15 protein-coding genes are annotated in these 19,856 nt (G+C 42.5%); 1 reads left to right on the top strand and 14 read right to left on the bottom strand.

The features are described 5' to 3' along the window. Positions 1 to 6: 6 nt before the first annotated feature. From FIS9605_RS0115465 to FIS9605_RS0115400, 14 genes are all read right to left on the bottom strand, one after another. A complete protein-coding gene (locus FIS9605_RS0115465; protein WP_051470035.1) occupies positions 7 to 1,017 on the bottom strand; it encodes a glycosyltransferase family 2 protein in 1,011 nt (336 codons plus the stop codon). Between the two features lie 5 nt (positions 1,018 to 1,022). Continuing rightward, positions 1,023 to 2,228 (bottom strand): DegT/DnrJ/EryC1/StrS family aminotransferase, encoded by a 1,206-nt coding sequence (locus tag FIS9605_RS0115460; protein WP_026733401.1) that lies wholly within the window; start codon positions 2,226 to 2,228, stop codon positions 1,023 to 1,025. Then, the gene (locus tag FIS9605_RS0115455; protein WP_026733400.1) at positions 2,221 to 3,195 is read right to left on the bottom strand and encodes an SDR family NAD(P)-dependent oxidoreductase; all 975 of its coding nucleotides are present in this window, start codon (positions 3,193 to 3,195) and stop codon (positions 2,221 to 2,223) included. Before FIS9605_RS0115455 ends, FIS9605_RS0115460 begins: the two co-directional genes overlap by 8 nt. Further along, positions 3,185 to 4,165, bottom strand: a complete 981-nt coding sequence (locus tag FIS9605_RS0115450; protein WP_026733399.1) for a methionyl-tRNA formyltransferase — start codon at positions 4,163 to 4,165, stop codon at positions 3,185 to 3,187. Before FIS9605_RS0115450 ends, FIS9605_RS0115455 begins: the two co-directional genes overlap by 11 nt. 13 nt (positions 4,166 to 4,178) lie before the next feature. Then, positions 4,179 to 5,186, bottom strand: a complete 1,008-nt coding sequence (locus FIS9605_RS0115445; protein WP_026733398.1) for a hypothetical protein — start codon at positions 5,184 to 5,186, stop codon at positions 4,179 to 4,181. Positions 5,187 to 5,297: 111 nt separating this feature from the next. Continuing rightward, a complete protein-coding gene (locus FIS9605_RS0115440; protein WP_026733397.1) occupies positions 5,298 to 6,695 on the bottom strand; it encodes a flavin reductase in 1,398 nt (465 codons plus the stop codon). Between the two features lie 53 nt (positions 6,696 to 6,748). Continuing rightward, on the bottom strand, positions 6,749 to 7,852 hold the full coding sequence (locus FIS9605_RS0115435) for a DegT/DnrJ/EryC1/StrS family aminotransferase (protein WP_026733396.1): 1,104 nt from the start codon (positions 7,850 to 7,852) through the stop codon (positions 6,749 to 6,751). Beyond that, positions 7,849 to 8,892 (bottom strand): Gfo/Idh/MocA family protein, encoded by a 1,044-nt coding sequence (locus FIS9605_RS0115430; RefSeq protein WP_026733395.1) that lies wholly within the window; start codon positions 8,890 to 8,892, stop codon positions 7,849 to 7,851. Before FIS9605_RS0115430 ends, FIS9605_RS0115435 begins: the two co-directional genes overlap by 4 nt. Further along, positions 8,892 to 9,266: a hypothetical protein gene (locus FIS9605_RS0115425; RefSeq protein ID WP_026733394.1), complete on the bottom strand. Its 375-nt coding sequence runs from the start codon at positions 9,264 to 9,266 to the stop codon at positions 8,892 to 8,894. Before FIS9605_RS0115425 ends, FIS9605_RS0115430 begins: the two co-directional genes overlap by 1 nt. Before the next feature lie 453 nt (positions 9,267 to 9,719). Further along, positions 9,720 to 10,235: an acyltransferase gene (locus FIS9605_RS0115420; protein ID WP_026733393.1), complete on the bottom strand. Its 516-nt coding sequence runs from the start codon at positions 10,233 to 10,235 to the stop codon at positions 9,720 to 9,722. Positions 10,236 to 10,266: 31 nt separating this feature from the next. Then, positions 10,267 to 11,553 carry an ABC transporter ATP-binding protein gene (locus FIS9605_RS0115415; protein WP_026733392.1) on the bottom strand — a complete coding sequence of 429 codons (1,287 nt, stop codon included), beginning with the start codon at positions 11,551 to 11,553 and terminating at the stop codon, positions 10,267 to 10,269. A 15-nt stretch (positions 11,554 to 11,568) separates the two neighbouring features. Beyond that, positions 11,569 to 12,411 (bottom strand): ABC transporter permease, encoded by an 843-nt coding sequence (locus tag FIS9605_RS0115410; protein WP_026733391.1) that lies wholly within the window; start codon positions 12,409 to 12,411, stop codon positions 11,569 to 11,571. A 327-nt stretch (positions 12,412 to 12,738) separates the two neighbouring features. Beyond that, positions 12,739 to 13,167, bottom strand: coding sequence for a hypothetical protein (locus FIS9605_RS0115405; RefSeq protein WP_026733390.1), 429 nt, complete (start codon positions 13,165 to 13,167; stop codon positions 12,739 to 12,741). Positions 13,168 to 13,791: 624 nt separating this feature from the next. Next, positions 13,792 to 15,123 (bottom strand): glycosyltransferase family 4 protein, encoded by a 1,332-nt coding sequence (locus tag FIS9605_RS0115400; RefSeq protein WP_026733389.1) that lies wholly within the window; start codon positions 15,121 to 15,123, stop codon positions 13,792 to 13,794. A gap of 2,098 nt (positions 15,124 to 17,221) precedes the next feature. On the opposite strand from FIS9605_RS0115400, the gene FIS9605_RS0115395 reads away from it, so the two are divergent. After that, positions 17,222 to 19,393: a GumC family protein gene (locus FIS9605_RS0115395; RefSeq protein WP_026733388.1), complete on the top strand. Its 2,172-nt coding sequence runs from the start codon at positions 17,222 to 17,224 to the stop codon at positions 19,391 to 19,393. Positions 19,394 to 19,856 lie beyond the last annotated feature (463 nt).

The following is a 19,856-nucleotide window of genomic DNA, read 5'->3' as shown; positions in this document are numbered from 1 at the left end:
AAAGCTTTAGATATGTAACGAGTTGTAAGTTTGATCGCCTGGGATATTGGTAGTAGCTTCAACGATATAACGTGGACGGCGTCGTGATTCATCCAGCGCCCGCCATAGATATTCGCCTAACCCTCCCATCATCAGCATTTGCATACCGCCTAGTACTAAGACTACAACCATTAGAGATGACCAACCTGGGGTCGGATGACCGAATATAGCATTTACAACTACAAATCCAGCGTAAATAAAACCTAGCAGAGCAACGATAAACCCTATGTAAGACATCAAGCGAATGGGTAGGTAGCTAAAAGAGGTTAGTGAGTCGAGTACCAGCTTAAGTTTTTTCTCCAGACTCCAGCCTGAACGTCCATGTGGGCGCACCCGTCTGTCATAGGCAATATAGGCTTGGCGAAACCCCATCCAGGTAATCAAAGCCATGATGCTCACATTGCTTTCGCCGAAATAGCGCAGAGCTTCCATAACCCGACGGTCAACGAGGAAAAAATCAGCGCCAGTAGCAGGCATTTGTTTCATACCAACCACATGACGCATTAGGAAATAATACAACTGGGCGAACCCCGCTTTACTCGCCTTCTCGCCCACACGACGCCTACGCACTGCCCAAACTATTTGCGCCCCCCGCTGCCATTCTGTCAATAGATCGGGTAATGTTTCTGGTGGATCTTGAAGGTCAGCTGCCATGATGACAGCACAATCACCCTGGGCATAATGTAGACCACAAGTCATGGCTGTATGGGAGCCAAAATTCCGGGAAAAGCGAATGCCATGAACTCGTGAATCTTGCTTGGCTAGATCTGCGATCGCTGCAAAAGTATCATCGGCTGAATGATCGTCCACTATAATCCATTCCCAATCAAGGGTGAGGGAATCTAGTACCTGAGAGAGCCGTTCGTAAAGTAAAGGGAGATTGTCAGCCTCATTGTAGGCTGGAGTGACTACTGATAGCAGAGATTTTTTTGGCTCGCCTTCATATCTTGGCAAAGACTGTGTATGATATTCTCTCATGTCTTTTACTCTCTACAAGCTTCAGACAAAACTGCAACTACTCGATCTTGCTCAGATTCATGCAGTTGATGATACATGGGCAAAATGATGCATTGATCCTGAGCCAATTCGCTTTCCTTTAGTCTTTGACAAGTACCAGGGCCGCATTGACACTCATCTAGACCTACACCACAACTCCAAGATTCTTTTGCAGCATAAGCCTCTTCTCGATGGGCACACATAACTCCGCGTCGGGTAGCTACACCTCGATCTAACATAAACTGCATTACTTGCCTTTGATCGCACTTATTTGGTAAGCGTACACAATAGCTCTGCCAGTTACTGCGTGCCCAAGTTGGCTCTTGAGCTAATTTTAGCCCTGGTATATCTGCTAACTTTTTATGATATCTGTCTCCTAGGTAACGGCGTCGTTCCACAATCTCCGGCAGGCGCTTGAGTTGTTCGCGTCCAAGTGCTGCTTGGATGTCTGTCATGCGGTAGTTGTAACCTAATACCGGATACGACTCGAAAATAACTTGTTTTGAACCATGACGCACGCTGTCGGGGACACTCATTGCATGTTGCCGCCTGAGACGAAATTGTTGATTCAATTCGGGATTGTTTGTGGTAATCATACCGCCATCGCCGGTAGTAATTACCTTGCGGGGGTGAAAAGAAAAGCAGGCTATATCCCCGTGCGGCTTGCCGATTTTTTCCCACTGTCCATTCCAGAGAATTTCACTGCCGATCGCACAGGCTGCATCTTCAATCACTGGTAGGGAGTATTTGCGACCAATCTCCAAAATAGTTTTGAGGTCGCAAGGCATCCCCATTTGGTGGACTGCTAAAATGGCGCGAGTGCGATCGCTAATCGCATCTTCGATTAACATCGGGTTGATATTATATGTCTGCGGTTCAATATCCACAAACACTGGCGTTGCGCCACAGTAGCGAATACAGTTAGCGGTGGCAATAAAGGAGTGACTCACAGTTATCACCTCATCTCCTGGGTGTACCCCTACAGCCAATAGTGCCAGGTGTAATGCCGTGGTGCAATTAGAAACAGCACAGGCATACTTTGCCCCCACACAAGCTGCAAACTCTTGCTCAAAAGCAGCAACTTCCGGACCTTGAGTAACCCAGCCAGACATAATTGCACGCCCAACAGCCTCAGCCTCTGCTTCTCCAATCCAGGGTTTGGCAAAGGGAACATTCTGTATTTTCTCAGACATTGCTTGTTTCCTTTATCCCTTTTTGTGCACGCCACCAATTAACTAACCGACGTAACCCTTCTTCCAGTGATACCTCTGCCTCAAAACCCAACAACTGCTTGGCTTTGCTGACATCTGCTAGTCGGCGCTGCACGGGGTTAACTTTGCGTTCAGGTCCGTATTCCGGCTTCAGATCCGATCCCATCACCTTCACCAAACTATAGGCGAGGTCATTCAAGCTGCTTTCCACACCACTAGCAACATTAAATACTTCATCAGTCACATCAGCTTTGGCAGCCAAAATATTAGCTCTGGCAATATCTTCAATATAAACAAAATCCATTGTTTGCTTGCCATTGCCGAAAATTAGTGGTGGTTGACCGGCAGTGATGCGCTCCATCCAGCGAATCAGTACTTCGGTGTAAACACCGTAAATATCCATACGCGGCCCGTAGACATTGAAATAGCGTAATGCTACATAGTCCAGACCGTACATTTCATAGAAGCTGCGTAACAATCCTTCATTAAAAGTCTTTGCTGCACCATAGAGAGTGCGATTGTTGTAGGGGTGATGCGACTCAGTAGTGGGGAACTCCTCCGCCATGCCATATATAGAGGCTGACGATGCTGCTACTACCTTTTTCACCCCAGCCTTGACAGCAGCTTCCAAGATATTAAAAGTGCCATCTGCCAACACTTCCAAAGCCAGACGCGGTTCTTCCGCACATTGAGTAATGCGGATTGCTGCTTGATGAAAGATCACATCCACATCTTGCATAACTTCTGCTAAGAGTTGGCAATCGCGGATATCACCCTCAACAATTTTGACCGGCCCGTGTTCTAATGCCCAAGCTAAGTTTTCGCGACATCCCCGCGTAAAGTTATCCAGGACAATTATCTCGGAGGCTCCTTCTTTCACGAGCAAATCAGCAATATGGGAGCCAACTAAACCTGCGCCACCTGTAATTAATACTCGGTTATTTAGCATTTTCTTTTAGCCTTGCAATTTCCTGTTCAAGAATTTGGATGCGATTAAGTAATTCAGACATTTGTAAGCCTAAAGTACTTTTGGTTGACTTAATAACATTTGCCGCTGCTGTTTTTTCACTTCCTTCTAATTGCACTTCTAAAATTCTCAAGACACCATCGCCTGTGAGAACATCGACATACCCTGCTGATTTGGATCTGCCTACAACTCTACCAGGAATGCGTCCTACATAAGAGGGGGAATTACTAACAGGCTTTGCCTGCCAAATCACCAATTTTTTACCATGAAAATATGTATAAGCACCAGGGAAAGGAGAGACTAATGCTCGAATAAAACAGTATATATTTCTGGTGGAAGCTGACCAATTAATTTCTCCGTCTTCTGGAGTTCGTGCACAACCATAGGTAGCTTCTTCGTGATTTTGTGGTACTCCTTTATATCCATTTACAACTTGGATAACCGTCTCTCCTAAATTTTGCCGCTGAATTTCATTTAATCTTTCATAGATATCAGCTACGGTATCATCAAAACGAATCGGAATTAATTCTTGAAAAAGAATGTTTCCCCCATCCAGTTCTGGTGCGATCTCATGAATAGTTATCCCTGCACAAGGTTCATCATTAATAATTGCCCAATTGACATTGGCACGACCCCGGTAATAGGGTAGAGGTGAATAATGGACATTCACAAATTTGGACAGTTCTACCAGTTCTGATGGCAGAATTCGGTTATAGGAAGAAACCACCACGCAATCCGGCTGGAATTTTAATATCAGGGATTTAATTTGTTGTTGCGAGATATCTGAAAATATCGGGATACCCGCTTTTTGCGCCAGACTAATAACGGGGTCGTCAAAGTTCGTTGCGGTGTCTACATCTCGAACCACCCCTTGAACGTTACACTTAGCTAGCAAAGATGACAAGGCACTAGCAGTTGTCGTACCGATACCGATTAAAAGTACATTAGCCATTGACCACTTTCCTTCACAGCAATTGCACAAATTCCATCGCCGGATCGTTTGACTGCAAGGATGGCTGCAACAAAACTTCTCCTACTTTCAAACCACCAGTTGCTAAGCGAATAGCTGCTTCCGGTCCAGTTCCCGATGGCAGAATACCCATATGTCCAGGTTTTGGTGCTACTTCTGGCCAGATCGGTATGTCATGAGCTAAGAAAGCAGACCGTTCAATATCTCCCCAGTACTGAGCAATTATTGCTCCTGGCCAATACTTGGCGATCGCGGCTGCATCTGTCACAGATAGTACTGGTTCGGGTCGTGGTTGCAAAGCTACCAAAATTGCATCGTAGGTTTTATTTTGGGGTGCTTCCAGGATATTTGCAACACTGTCTAAATTAGCACCAGCATTTATGAGGCCGCGTTCTATATATGGTTTGAAAGGGTTATCACACAACAGTAAAATGTTGCTTGTGTAAACAGCAACACCAGCATCAAGTAATAACTTAATAGCCATGATTCCCAGAAATGAGAATACATCCACAGCAGAATGGCGTTCGTTAATGCCTGCTACCTTGATACCTCGCTGGCGACATGCGATCAGATCCACATCCTCTGGTCTAAACTCCCACGCCTCGTACATCAAGGGAATAACTGCGGTTGGTTTCATCCAGGCAATCATCTCTGCATCTATGGGACGCACGTGCCCAGCGTTAGTAATCATGTCAGCTTGGGCGACGATATCTTTGGTTTTCTCGGTAATAAATTCGATAGCTTGACTTACTCCTGCCAAGTTGGCTAGTTGCTTTGTCTCGGCGATCGCCTGCTCAATTGTCCCATAGCGGCTATTCCTAGTGATAGCAAAGACCTTTTCGGCACCTGCCATTGCAGCTAAAACAGGGGTAACTGCATAGGCTCCTGTAGCGGCTTCAGTTAGCACAGTCACACCATGCAGTTGCAGTTGACATCGCTGAATTCCATCTTGCATCAAAGTGACTAAGCGTCGCGGATTAAAACCAGGAGAGTAGTTGCTCATCTGTATTTTGCTGTATAAAAGTTTGTTGAAATGCTATGAGAGATGATTTCCCCAAACCTTGAATGGCATTCAAGAAAGGGATAAATCTTGACTTTCCCCTTTCCTTTACCCTTATTTTGATGGCACCACATCCGCCCACGGACACCACTCGATCGGATTTTCTGGTGTCACATCGGCGCGGACTTGTATTCTACGCACCTCTCCCAAAAACATGATGTGTGTTCCTAGGGTGACCTCACCAATCACCTGACAGTCGAAGTGTAGTGGCAAAGCGGGTAACACTGGTGCCCATTCATTAGGCTCTACTTCTAATCCTGCCCGTGCTATCTTTTGAGAGTCTTTGGCGAGAGAAGTGTTGCCTGCGTATCTGATCGCATTGATGACAACATCATTGATAAAAGGCACCCCACAACCGAATTTACCTGTTTTGCGGATGATATCCAGACTAACGCGCGGAGCATAACGTTCGTTGATTCTGGCGTAAGACACGCAAGGCGTTATGACTAGTGGATGCCGACTAACAATCGTTGTGGAACCGCAAGGCATCAGGTTGGGATATCCCTCTGGGGACCAAGAAGTGATCATGCCAGCGGAGGAGGGAAAGAAACAAGGCCAACGGGCCCTGTCGTTATCCACTTCTACTTGGTCTTCGGGTAGGGGAGGAAGGTACTTCACTGCCATGCCGTGGAAAACGGCATCGGCTTCAAAAGCAATTGTGCCTGCCGACGGAAAGGCATAATGGGGAGTATATCCTTTCTTATAACCGCCATCTTCAACGGGATCTCCTTCCACTAACACAGGCCCTTGGAGTTCGTGCTGCGGTTTCCAAGCTGGAAGACTGCGCCAGAGGATTTGACTGCGTCCTTCAGCTATGTCTTGTCGCAGTTGAATCGCATTGATTTCTAGAAAATAAATTCTGTGGCTACCAACATCAACCCAAGGTTGCGAATAAATCGACTGACCTTCAAAGTCCTTACCAGGCTTAACCAGTTTGGCCTCGTACACCATGTATGCGGAGTCGAAAACAGGTGCGTCATTTGTCAACGCTTTGCGTGTTGATAATCCCGAATAAGCTATTCGCGAGTAAGTCTTTTCTTCGGGTACGCTGGTAATGGCATTCATTGCCCTGTCCAGTTCCTCACCCGGAGGCAAAAATTGCACAGCCACGCTACCGCTGCTTTCGAGCATATCAGTAAAGGCACGTCGGATATGGTGCCGTTCTGATAACTCTTTGGTACAAAAACTGAGAGCCAAAACATAGGGGAACCGATTTACGATTGAAGCTCCCACGACCTTTTCTAAGGCAACTTGGGTACCATCAGCGGTGGTCACAAAACAAATTGGCGAAGGAAAAAACCCAGGCCATCGACTATCAAGGGATAGTTCTTCTAAGCTTTCCGGCAGTTCGCGTACAAAGACACGTTTGTCCTCTATAGTTTGCCAATTTGGTAATGTCTGCAAACTGGTGCGCGGCCATAGATAGCCATACTGTTCTAAAACATTAGGCATAAAACGCCCCTGTCGCCTCTAGAGTATAAATATCAAACACATTGACAAAAAACTTATAGGGCTTTGATGCCCTCTTTTACGCTCTCACTCACAGTTGCGATCTGTGCTTCAGAGAGTTCTGCACACATCGGCAGTGATAGCTCTTCACTTGCTACTAGTTCGGAATTGGGAAAATCTCCAGCCTTGTATCCCAAGCCTTGATAGGCTGCCAGCAAATGTACGGGAATGGGATAATGAATGCCTGTTTGAATGCCCTGCTCGTGTAGCTTTTGTTGCAGTGCATCCCGTTGGGGCGATCGCACAGCATATATATGGTATACGTGATGGCTGTAGGGCATAACTGTAGGAGTTGTTACCCCAGAGTTTGCTAGGAGTTTGTCGTACAAAGCCGCATGTGACCTCCGCACATCAGTCCACTTGTCTAAATGGCGCAACTTCACCCGCAATATCGCTCCCTGTATGCCATCCATACGGTAGTTGTAGCCCTTGAGAACATGGTGATATTTGCGTTCTTGTCCCCAGTCGCGCAGCATTCGCATAGTACGGGCGTACTCTGGATTACTTGTTACTACTATGCCTCCCTCACCATAAGCTCCTAAATTCTTACCAGGGTAAAAACTGAAACAGCCTATGTCACCAATGCTACCTATTCGCCGCCCCTTATACTCAGCTCGGTGAGCTTGAGCGGCATCTTCTATTACAGTCAAACCATAACGGCGAGCAATTTCTAGAATTGGTTCCATGTCAGCTGGTTGACCGTACAAATGTACGGGCAGGATAGCTTTAGTCCGTTCAGTTATGGTTTTTTCAATTTGGGTGACATCTATCGTGTAGGAAGTAGGGTCAATATCTACGAAAACAGCCTTAGCACCTGTATAATCAATTGCTGCTACGGTGGCAACAAAGGTAAAAGGTACGGTAATCACTTCGTCACCGGGGCCAATGCCAGCTGCCAGCAGTGCTAGGTGGAGGGCGCTAGTACCTGTATTGACGGCAATACCATAATCAGCATCGCAGTATGCAGCAAATTCTTCCTCAAAAGCTGTTACTTCATTCCCCAAGACAAATTGCGTACTATCCAGTACTTTCCAAACAGCAGTATCAATTTCGTCTTTGATGCTTAAGTACTGAGTTTTCAAGTCTACAAATGGAATCACGCTGCTACCTCTGCTAAGTTAAGTTCAACTAATCGACCGTGCTGCTTAATTGACTGGGTAGCAGCTTCAAGAATCCTTACTACACGCAGTCCTGCTTCTCCATCAGTGATGGGGCGATCGCCTTTTTCAATGCAATTAATAAAGTGCAATCCTTCTGTTCGCAGTGCTTCTGTCACGTCTAAATGGGGTGACCACATATCGCCTGTGCGGTAACCAATCAGCATTTGGTACACCTTTTCAGCAGAATTATTGCCATTAAGTGTAATGCCTTTGTCGTAAATCTTGACTTTTTCACTAGGTTCTAAGTCATCGTAAACGATCATTTTTTGACTACCACCTATCAGCGTGCGGCGGACTTTCACAGGTGCCAGCCAGTTGACATGGATATGAGCAATCAAGTTGCCTTCAAAGAATAAGGTCAAATAGGCGATGTTTTCTGGCTCTCCGGGAACGTGGCTCATCCCTGTTGCCGAAACTGCATAAGGCTGGGATGGCAATACATAGTCTAAAATTGACAGGTCGTGGACTGCCAAATCCCAGATGACGTTAACATCGTGCTGGAAAAGTCCTAGATTGACGCGCACAGAATCGTAGTAATAAATATCGCCTAAAATTCCATTGACTACTAAATCCTGCATTTTGCGTACCGCACCGGTGTAGACAAAGGTGTGATCCACCATCAGCACTAGATTACGTCGTTCTGCTTCGTCAATCAGCCGCATTGCTTGCTCTGATGAGACAGTCATTGGTTTCTCTACCAGTACGTGCTTACCAGCCTGCAATGCTGCTAAAGCCAAGTCGAAGTGAGTGGAAACTGGAGTGGCGATTGCCACAGCATCAATATTTGGGTCTGTAAATATGTCTCGACAATCTGTCGTCACATTTATCTTTGGATATCTTGCCTGTGCTTTGGCCAAGAGTTCTGGTTTAAAATCGCTGACCGTTCTTACTTCCGCTCCTGGAATATCAGCAAAATTTCTGACCAGATTCGGACCCCAGTAACCATAACCGATTACACCGATATTCATAAGGTTTCCCATCACTTCCCACTAATAAGAATTATTCCGGTTAGAACTACAGCCAAGCCAACTAGCTGTCGAAACGACATTGATTCATGAAACACAACTGTGGCACCTAATGTAACCAAAACGAACGTCATGCTGACTAAGAGTGGATATGCAACATTAAGTGGCTCAGTAGAAATGACTCGGAACCATACAAGGCTGGCTAAGCCATACAATAAAAAACCGATGTCGAAACATGGTTGACTCACTAAGCGAAGTAAAGAATTTAGCAGTTCAGTTGGATTCCCCCCCAATCCACCAGCGCGAACTATTCCAATTCGCAACAAGATATTAGCTGTCACAGTCAATCCAGCACTCAACATGACCAAATACAAGCCGCTAGTTGTCATTTTTGAAACCTATAGGGTTACGAATATCGCTGTTGGCATCAGCTGCTACTCAAGTTACAGTTGCTCCTGGTAGGAAAATCGAAAATTACATAAATTTCGTTTGATATGGTATTCATAAAAATTCCTCACCCTCCTTCCACCACTTTGGCTTAGGAGTACAAAGATTTGGTGGGGTGACGATCTGGGCGAATGTTTTCAACTAGCTATGTTTGAATTGGTTACGCGATCGGTAAGAGTGTTGGTAAATGGTTTCCATAACCAAATTAAAGGCTTGTTTTGAATTGATCAGGCTCCGGTGTCAGGGCGAAAATGTAATAATTTTTACTCATCTCCAAACTTTAATACACTCCTTAGCATTTCAAGCTTGGTATTAATTGTATCTTTAATCTTTTTTTGAGATTGCTGAGTTGGGAAATGAATTGCTACACTGCCCGTATGGTATTTCCGAATCGCTTAGCTACAACCGCTAGCTGTCATTTCTGGGGATGAGGTGCGAATATCGCGTACATCGCCGATGACACGAGCAGGTACTCCTACTACAATTGCATGATCGGGAACATCATCAGTCACTACTGCTCCAGCTCCGACTATGGCTTTTTCTCCAATTATCACCCCAGGCAGGATGGTAGCATTACTGCCAATTGAGGCACAGCGTTTCACTCGCGTCTTGACCACATACCAGTCAGCATCTGTTTTTAAACTGCCATCTTCATTAGTAGCATGTGGATAAAGGTCATTAGTAAACATAACACCATGACCAATAAACACTTCATCTTCAATAATGACGCCCTCACACAGAAAGCTGTGTGATGAAATTTTACACCGACTTCCTACACTGACATTTTTCTGGATCTCTACAAATGTACCAATCTTGGTTCCATCACCAATCGTGCAACCGTAGAGGTTGACAAGATTGGGATGAAATATTTTCACATTGCTGCCAAACTTAACATCATCATTTACTGCCATTATTTATCTCCCTTTTTCACTTAAGTTGAAATTAATATTTCTCCACTGTTTTCCAAACAGCATCTTCTAGATACGTACATTCATCACGTTGCCATTGATACTCTTCTCGTTCAATACTGTGCATGGAGACTTCAAAAGGGCAAATATCCTTGAGGTTTTCTAACAAAGTACTGCTGCGACGCTCGGAAAACCATGTTGTTAAGGTGTATGAACCCATGTAGAGCCTAAATTTTGGGATCTCACATCGAAGAATAAATGTCCCTGGCTCTCGGCGAAACGGAGCTTGGGGATCGTAAAACCAGAAAATACAAATAGGTTGTTGAAACTCACTTATTACTTGAAAAGAGAACCACAGGCTTTCATGGGGTTTAGTCACGTGTAGGGCAAACTCAAAAGTAATCGGTTCACCCCAGCAATGGATTCCTTGTCCTTCGGAAGTATGCACACGTGCCCAAAGCACGTGGTTGCCTGTTTTGTTTACAGCAGCTTGGTAATAAGCAGCTTGCTCGGAATCATCTTTTTGCCCAGCAAGATATAACCGCACTGCTTTGTCAGTATTGCCATCAAACTGAACATTACCTTTAGAAAGCAGTATGCAACGCTTTGTGAGTTGAGCTATTGCTTGCATGCTATGGCTAACGAACAAGACTGTCCGTCCTTCTTTGGTTGCGACATCCCCCATTTTTCCCAAGCATTTCTTTTGAAATGCGGAGTCGCCTACTGCTAGCACTTCATCTACAATCAAAATCTCTGGCTCTAGGTGAGCGGCGACAGAAAAGGCAAGACGCACGTACATTCCAGAAGAATAGCGCTTTACTGGTGTGTCTAAAAATTTTTCTACTTCGGCAAAGGCTATAATTTCATCAAATTTCTTCTTAATCTCAGCCTTACTCATCCCCATGATAGAACCGTTGAGGTAGATATTCTCTCGCCCCGTTAGTTCTGGGTGGAATCCTGTTCCTACCTCTAGTAGACTTGCTACCCGGCCTTTGATAGCTATACGTCCTTGCGTTGGTTCGGTGATACGGCTCAAAACTTTTAAAAGCGTCGATTTACCTGCACCATTGCGTCCAATCACACCAATGGCTTCACCCTGCTTAATCTCAAAAGAAACATCTTTTAATGCCCAAAATTCTTCCCGGGTTGGGTTGGGCACGATTTTACCGGCAGGTTTGAATAAGTTTTTAGTGAGTGACTTAGCTCCATTGGCTATTACATCCCGTAGCGCCTTGTACTGATAGCGGCTTGCATTCTCCCGTTGGTGAGCAATGATATATTTTTTGCCTAAATTCTCTACCCGAATGATACTCTCAGACATCTGCACAGATCCTTCCTAAATTACGTCAGCAAATGTCCGTTCCATTTTGCGGAAGTACCAAATGCCAGTTACTAGTAAAAATGTAACTATTCCTAGCGATAAGGTAAATCCAGGCAAGTCAAGTTTTGACTCTCCGCCTAAAATTGCCCAGCGAAAACCATCGATAACACTTACCATTGGGTTCAAAGAATAAAGCAAACGCCACTGCGGTGGCACAACACTGCTACTAAAGCCGACAGGGGATATATACAAGCCAAACTGCACAATAAATGGCACAACGTAACGAAAATCCCGATATTCAACATTTAGTGCTGCAAACCAAAGCCCAGCACCTATAGCTGCTGCAAACGCAATCAAGATGAACACTGGTAGCGTCAGAATTCGCCAGCTTGGTACAAAGTTGTACCATGCCATTAACCCCAGCAGAATCATGCCAGAAATCATGAAGTCCACAAAGCTGACAATTACTGCACTAGTGGGTACAATCAACCTGGGAAAGTAAACTTTAGAAATCAAGTTGGCATTGGTAACTAAACTGTTACTGCACTCAGTCAGGGAATTGGCGAAAAACTGCCAAGGCAACATGGCTGCAAATACCAAAATCGGATACGGTACACCCCCCGAAGGCAACTTGGCTATATTGCCGAATACCACTGTGAACACTACCATTGTTAAAAATGGTCTAATCAGTGCCCAAGCAATACCAATTGCTGTTTGCTTGTAGCGCACTAAAATATCTCGCCAAGCCAGAAAATAAAACAGTTCCCGATAGCGCCAAAGGTCTCGCCAATACTGGCGCTCGCTATGTCCTGCCTCAATTACCAGTTCTTGGTGGGAGGCTATCTCTTGATTATTCATAAACGGTAGTTATTTGTTGGTAGTTGGTGGTTGGTAGGGGTGGGTTTTAATAAATATTTCGTCATTGAAGTCCACTATTGTCATGTCTAAACCCGCTCGTACAGTAGTTGGTTGTCCTATAGACTGAGGCAGCGCCTTACGGAAGTTTCCTCCGTTGTAGCGACTGCTGTGTGCTTTACTCGGCTACCCTACACCCAAGTGGCTACGTGCTGAGAGTGCAGGGTACAACAAACAGTACGGGCGAAGCATTTGGAGGACTATTCATCAGTTTGATGATGAATACTTACCATCAAATGCTTCATTCCTACCAAAAAACAACAAATTGATTTATCCTATAAATTGAAAACCCTTGATACCGTTAAAGCCAACTAGTCGCGCATGTCTGCGAGTAAATTCCCCTACTGAAGGATTCCCTTCAGAATCGATTGCTCCCATGGCGTATTGCCATAGGTCTGGAGGTACTTGCCTGACTTCGTAGGTATTATTTTCACCCTTGCAGACGTGATACCACTTTGTTTGCTGACACTGTTCGCACCAAAAAGCTTCTATCCATTCTCCCTCTAGCGGAACTGTTGTTTGAGTCGCTACCAACATCAATGCATTTCGTCGAGGTATACCTCTTTGCTGCAATTGTCCTGCGCGATCGGCATATGGTTGATATTTCTGACTGACACTATCGAGATAGCATCTATGTATTGGACAGTATATTGCTCGCCGTTTTGAGCGTTTCCTATTACAATCGCACCTTCTGTGCACTTCGGCCTCCTACATCAGTTAGAAGGTTACGTTGGAGGGACTGAGATCAAAAGACCATCGAAGCCCAGCTCCTAATTCAAAACCAAATCTATAAGATTTACAGAAACCCAATTATTTAGTTTGGGAAAACTGACAAGCTCGTTGACAATCAACTACTTGTATTTTAAATGTTTATTAAGTTTTTATGATTGCAATTGCCAAATCATCCAATTTGTGAACGAATTAACTGAGTATTTTGTACGTTCATTAATTATTATACATCATATTATCTCGATTTATTCCATCATTTTTTTGCTGCATGAAATTCAATCAAAACATTTTTAAAATGATGCATATAAGTAATGAAAATGCTTTAATACAAGGGTTATAGTGGCTAACAGCAAACTATTTATGTCCCGAGCATAAATTTTTCACAATTCAGTTTACATAATATTTAATTCTCCATAAGCCAATAAAATATATCCTTAAAAATTTTGATTCTTGCTCAAAAAAGATACAGTTCAAACACAAAATCAAAAACATTAAATTACAAGTTTTTTATCTCTAATTGCATTTGAACCAAAGATTTATCCATCTGTAATAATGCTATTGTAAACAGTAAATACCTCCGATTTTAGGCATTCTTTACTTTTGATTCCATTTATCGAAGTAAATGCTTTTTTGCAAAACATCCAGATATTGTTGAGATATGATCTCAGGCGTGAAATGTGCTCGCATGTACTGACGACCTGACCTACCCATGCGCTTAGCTAGTTCCCGATCTTGACTGAGTAAGCGAATAAACTCAGCCAAACTATGACTATCTCCATTTTCAAATGTGTCGCCACAATTAGCATCTGTAATCATTTGTCTTAGGTATGAATACTGCGAACAAATTACTGCCACTGGTCTTGCGGCTGCTAAAACTGGGTAAAGCTTACTAGGAGCAACCAAACTCTCCATACCTGCATCAACACTAACTAGAGACAGATCGCCAGCTGTTAAGGAATAGGGCAGTACTTCTTTATCTTGATAAGGCAAAAATATGAAATTTTTTAGTCCTAGTCGATTTACCTGCTTAATTAACTCCTCGCTTTTTGCTCCACCACCGACAAACACAAATTGAATTGGCTCATCTTGCAGTAGTTTCGCTGCTTCCAAGATGGTATCCATGTCATGACAGCGACCCATGTTACCGGAGTAGAGTACGGTAAATTTATTAACCAAGTTATACTTCCAAGCAAACCAGTTTTCTTGCTTGGCAATGGGTACAATCAAATCGGGATCTCCCCAACTGTGAATTACAAAAACTTTATCCGCTACCTGCGGGCAAGTAGCAATCACTCGCAGTTTCATAGCAGGGCTGAGAACTACGATCGCTCTGGCTTTTTGCCAAACTAGCCGATTAAGCCTCCGCCAAAATCTTGCTAGCCAATGGTCTGCTGGGATTACTTTGAGGGCGATCGCAATATCTGGATAAAGGTCATAGAGTATGCAGACATAAGGAAGCCAGAACAAAGCATAAGCCAGATATCCCAAGATTGGTAAAAATGGTGGTGCTGTAGTCAGTAACAAGATATTGTAGCGACGGCCGTTTCTGAGCAGATGAAGTGCAGCACGCAAGGTAAACAGAACTCCATTGACTGCCTTGCCACGAATTCGTCCCGGCCAAAGTTGGGCGGTACGCGATCGCTGCACTCGCACTCGACCCAATTTTTCAATTGCTGGAGCATTGGAAGATTTAAATGCATATCCTGGCTGACTTGTGAAAACTTCAATATCTACCCCTTCCTGTCCTAGTTGTCTCACCAGTTCTTCGATCAGCTGTCCCGTAGCAGCGTAATCTGGAGGAAAAAACTGAGTAATTACAGACAATTTTATGGCCTTATCAGTTTCCAGTACCTGCTGGCTTTTAGCTTCTAAACGAGTAGAGCTAGATTGAGATAATTTTTGATTCATCCATTCACTGAGTGTCATCGGCTCTATCCTGTACAAATATTTTCCAGACGCCGTTGTTGCTGTTTAAGTTACTAATTAACTGGTATGCAAAATTTATCTTTGCTAATCAATGTATTCAATTAGTAGATATAGGCAATACAGGGCAATGTGAATAGTCTTGGCTTGCGTCTTCAGATTGATAAACTAAAATGGAAAAAAGAAGAGAATTACTTTCATCAAAGGTATACAAGTATTTTCGCGTAGATCGAGTTATGTGAATTTTAAAACGTAAATTAGTCTGCTTTCTACAAAAAAACAAGCATTTTACTTGTGCTTCAAGAAATCTTTAAAAATTAAATATTGCTGACATTATTTTCACCAATACAAGAGCCATCAATAAAAGTATTTATGAGAAATTGACAAGAAAACTTGATAAAAATCGTGAAGTTAGGATAAAGGTTTTTGTTTTTACAAAAGTTATTTATATAAATGCTTTCATCGGTACTTATCCTCCCAAGTCATTACACTATTTTCTTAGTTTACAAATGTATAGAAATTAAGCTTGTTCATTACATTATCAAGTTAACTTTCCTTTAATTTCGATTCATAAGCACTTAAAATTGTGACGAGTAGTGCCAAGCAAAAAAACAGATCGCCTCAGAAATAATTTATGAGTTGATGTAGGGGTTTACCGGAGAAACAGATAAACATGAAACAACCTGAAGCTTAAGTGGAAGCCAACAATTGTCAGCCAAAAATCCTTATTCAGCTTTCATTCAAGCATGGATATATCTTTTGTTTTCAAAAGTAAGCTCCAACAAGCTGGCATGTCTCTACATAAAAACTATTCGGTATCATCGCTCTATACTGTATATGAGCGAATGACGCTGAACTTCTTCAAGTCGCTAATGGAGGAAATAAGGTCTGGACAATAGATCGTATTTTATCCACTCCCAGCAATATATGAGTTTCCAACTATGCAGGAGTTTCCTAAGGCATAAAGAAGTCTCTGTTGATTCTCTGGCTACATTAGCAAGGCGCACCAACTTGAATAAACACAAGTTGGTATGTGAAGTTGTCAAGGGTGCAGGAATTCACACATGTAACCATAAATTACTCACAAATTGACAGTTTATTTCTTGTACTGCATTTGATTCATTTTAGAGAGGTTGACGATACTTCTCTCTGTTCATAGCAGCAGATACCAGCTAGGTAGCCGCCGCTTTCATTTCTTTCTCCTCAAGGCTCTAGAGAACATGTGTATTGATTCATATTTTACATTATTCAACATCATTCTTTAGATAGTTTTTTGCTATAAGACCTATCCGCATGTGTATATTAGCATGTTTCAAATTAATTTTTATATTAAAAAATTTCCAGGAAGATTGTTATATTTACTACTTTAAATTTAAGGTAATAAATAATACATTTATTTTCTAGAAAGTCGTAAATCAAGCTTAAAGCTCGATCTTTTTTACACATATAAATACTTAACTTGGTAAAAAATATGTTATTATTTTTACTATACAATCAAAATAACTGTTAGCATTTACTTGTCCATAACATTCAAGGTAAGCAAATGAGATGCGTAATAGCTTGATTGATAAATACATATCCTCTAGTCCTCTTTTATCACTCTGGTTGAATAAAAAATACTGATTCAACCTTTGCAAGTCTGATGCCATCTATCAAAAATATTTCGATATATCTCGGTTTTGTAAGGAGAAGGGTTTTTCTATTGTGGTATCGTAGACAAAATTACAGCAGTAGCAAAAGTCATAAAAGAGGATTTGAGGTGTAAGAGCTTCAGTTAAAAATTATCGTCAGAGGCAACAAAATAATTAGTTAAAAAAATCTTTAGTTTATTTTCAGTAAACTGTACTAAGTAGCTAGTTAAGCTTGAGCAAAGTAGTACATGAGTATAGAAACCAATGATATACTTTGCTAATCACAATAATGTAATTATTATTGTTCCGTTCAAACTAGCTATCAGGTACGATTGACTAACAAGCATATAATTAAGTTTTACTAAAGTTTGTGTTTTGCCAATGATTGCGGTTATATTCCTATCCCAATCGCATCAAAGCGTTATATAAAATTCTGCCTGGGTGGTTCCCGAATTTTTAGAAATTTATTTATGGATAATCATTCTTATCAACCCTCAAGTTCTGATCGGAATCGGAGCTTTACACCGCAGCAATTTATTCATTCTCAAGCATTTCCTTTGTCTGAAGATCAAGGAGATGATTGGAGCTTACGAGATTTTCTTGGCGTTATTAGGCGGCGAGCACTAGTCATAGCTGGGATAACCACTTTTGTGATGTCAGTTGTAGTGTATTCATCCCTGAAGCAGCAACCTGTATATGAAAGTAGTTTTCGGCTTTTGGTGGAACCTCTCAATTATGAGAGCAAACTGCCGGGTCTGGACTCTCGTCAAGACTCTAGTTCATCTAAGACGCCTGGTCTAGATTACGAAAGTCAGATACAGGTTCTCAAAAGCCCAGAACTAATGACAAGCATTGTCAGGCGGTTGCAAAACTCCTATCCAGATATTAGCTATAGCGATCTGATCAATTCTTTAACTATTACTCGTCTGGGTGAAACCAAGATTCTAGAAGTTCGCTATCAAAGTAACGATCCTAGTAGAGTGAAAATTGTACTAGACCAAATTGCTAAGGCTTACTTAAAATACAGCCTAGAAAAGCGGCAAACCAGCTTGCGCCAGGCTCTAAAGTTTGTTGAAGAACAACTGCTATTGATGCAGAGGCGGGTTGATCAGCTCCAAAAACAGATGCAATTTTTCCGACAAGAATACGACTTTGTCGATCCAGACAGCCAAGCAAAGCAAGTTGTGAATCAAGCCATTACTTTATCTGGGCAAAGACAAGCAATTGATGAGCAGTTAGCTATAGCTCGCAATAATTTAGCCAAGTTGCAGGGAAAAGAGGGAGAACTAGCAGCGCTGAATAATGCAAGCATGTACCAACAGTTATTTGGTCAGTTACGCCAATTAGATGTTCAAATAGCCTTAGAGTTAACTCGTTTACACGAAGAAAATCCAACTATTGTATCTTTGAAGAAGAAACGGGAAAACCTTTTGCTGTTGCTACACCAAGAGGCACAGCGCTTTATGGATGTAAAACTTGCAGAGTCAGCGATTCAAGTCCAGGCTTTGGAAGTGCAGAGTCAAGAACTTGCCAAAGCAGAAGCGATTCTTGAACAAAAGCGCAAGCAATTGCCTGTTTTAACACGGCAACACACTGAGTTGCAAAGGAACTTACAAGTTGCTACTGAGAGCTTGAATCGTTTTCTCACGACCCGCGAAACCCTGCAAATTCAAGTAGCTCAGACAGAACTGCCTTGGCAGTTAATTCAAGCACCTAGCAAACCTGAAACTCCTGCAGGTGTGGATATCAGACGTAATCTCATATCGGGATTCATGGCAAGTATAGTCTTAGGAGTTGGTGTGGCCTTACTGCTAGAAAAAATGGATAGTACTTACCATAGTATCAATGCCTTGAAGAAGATAAAACTACCTTTGTTAGGAACAATACCATTTGAAAAGCAACTCCAAAATAGTCAATATCGTACATCCAAACGAAAAATTTCTATAGGGGCAATACCCGATTTACTGCCAAGAAACATTACTGATTCGCTTGCAATACGCGATCGCAACTCCAGCTGCTATAGCACTAAGTTTTTGGAAGCTTTACGCGTACTTTACACAAATATTCAACTACTCAGCAGCGATCGCCCTATTCGTTCTATAGTGATTAGTTCAGCTATGTCAGGAGACGGTAAATCTACAGTCGCATTTCACTTAGCTGAGATAGCTTGTGCAATGGGGCAACGAGTATTACTTGTAGATGCCAACCTGCGCCAACCTGTAATTCACTCCTTATCAGACTTAAATAATTCGTGGGGATTAAGTAATTTAATTTCTACAAACTTACCCGTGATGGAGGCAGTCCGACCAGCATCTTTTATGAGCCAGCTTTCTATTCTTACTGCTGGTCCTATACCACCTGACCCCACAAAGTTGCTTTCGTCCGAAAAGGTAAAACGACTGATGGAAGATTTCCATCAAACCTATGATTTAGTGATTTATGACGCACCTTCCTTACCTGGACTAGCTGATGCCAGCCTGTTGGCACCTCATACAGATGGGATTTTGCTAGTGGTAAGGATAGATAAAACTGACTCCTCAGTACTGAAGCGAGCTTTAGATAGCCTGCAAATGTCTCGCATGAATGTCTTAGGCGTCGTCGGCAACGGTCAGAAGCAGGACTTTGATAATAATTTTGACTAATAATTCTCTTTAGGTCACAGTATAAGCTTTATTGACTCAACTGCAATTTTTACTTCTCATTCAAAATTCTCGCATCTGTCACCTTAAGCTGGGTTTGTAGCCACCATTTTAACTTGATTTAAAGCACTAAAATGCTTGGCTCTCACAGCAATGCTGACGTCATATCCATCACCAGTGGGTTTAAACAAAAATTTACGTTTGAGGAAAAATTTTTGGCAACTTAATCACACCTTCAAAAAAAAAAATAAGTAAATTTGACTACCTTGACTTTATAATTTATCTTGAGACTCGGCTTAAATCATAGAGATAAACTCAGTAGGTGGCAATAAATGATTATGTAAATCAACTTAGAGCTACTGATTCTCGTATCATAAGCGATAAAAAAGATTTACATATTTATTTGCCTATTTCTAATCAAAAAATTGAGATGACCTTGAAGTGGGTTAAGCAATGCTTATTGACA

The sequence above is a fragment of the Fischerella sp. PCC 9605 genome (genome assembly GCF_000517105.1).
Taxonomy (GTDB): Bacteria; Cyanobacteriota; Cyanobacteriia; order Cyanobacteriales; family Nostocaceae; genus PCC9605.
This window is presented reverse-complemented; position numbering and strand designations above follow the sequence as displayed.

Coding starts and splice junctions, on each gene's coding strand:
- FIS9605_RS0115430 (WP_026733395.1), bottom strand. CDS start 8,892: ATGGGAAACCTTATGAATATCGGTGTAATCGGTTATGGTTACTGGGGT.
- FIS9605_RS0115450 (WP_026733399.1), bottom strand. CDS start 4,165: ATGGCTAATGTACTTTTAATCGGTATCGGTACGACAACTGCTAGTGCC.
- FIS9605_RS0115460 (WP_026733401.1), bottom strand. CDS start 2,228: ATGTCTGAGAAAATACAGAATGTTCCCTTTGCCAAACCCTGGATTGGA.
- FIS9605_RS0115400 (WP_026733389.1), bottom strand. CDS start 15,123: ATGACACTCAGTGAATGGATGAATCAAAAATTATCTCAATCTAGCTCT.
- FIS9605_RS0115410 (WP_026733391.1), bottom strand. CDS start 12,411: ATGAATAATCAAGAGATAGCCTCCCACCAAGAACTGGTAATTGAGGCA.
- FIS9605_RS0115455 (WP_026733400.1), bottom strand. CDS start 3,195: ATGCTAAATAACCGAGTATTAATTACAGGTGGCGCAGGTTTAGTTGGC.
- FIS9605_RS0115465 (WP_051470035.1), bottom strand. CDS start 1,017: ATGAGAGAATATCATACACAGTCTTTGCCAAGATATGAAGGCGAGCCA.
- FIS9605_RS0115415 (WP_026733392.1), bottom strand. CDS start 11,553: ATGTCTGAGAGTATCATTCGGGTAGAGAATTTAGGCAAAAAATATATC.
- FIS9605_RS0115445 (WP_026733398.1), bottom strand. CDS start 5,186: ATGAGCAACTACTCTCCTGGTTTTAATCCGCGACGCTTAGTCACTTTG.
- FIS9605_RS0115395 (WP_026733388.1), top strand. CDS start 17,222: ATGGATAATCATTCTTATCAACCCTCAAGTTCTGATCGGAATCGGAGC.
- FIS9605_RS0115425 (WP_026733394.1), bottom strand. CDS start 9,266: ATGACAACTAGCGGCTTGTATTTGGTCATGTTGAGTGCTGGATTGACT.
- FIS9605_RS0115420 (WP_026733393.1), bottom strand. CDS start 10,235: ATGGCAGTAAATGATGATGTTAAGTTTGGCAGCAATGTGAAAATATTT.
- FIS9605_RS0115440 (WP_026733397.1), bottom strand. CDS start 6,695: ATGCCTAATGTTTTAGAACAGTATGGCTATCTATGGCCGCGCACCAGT.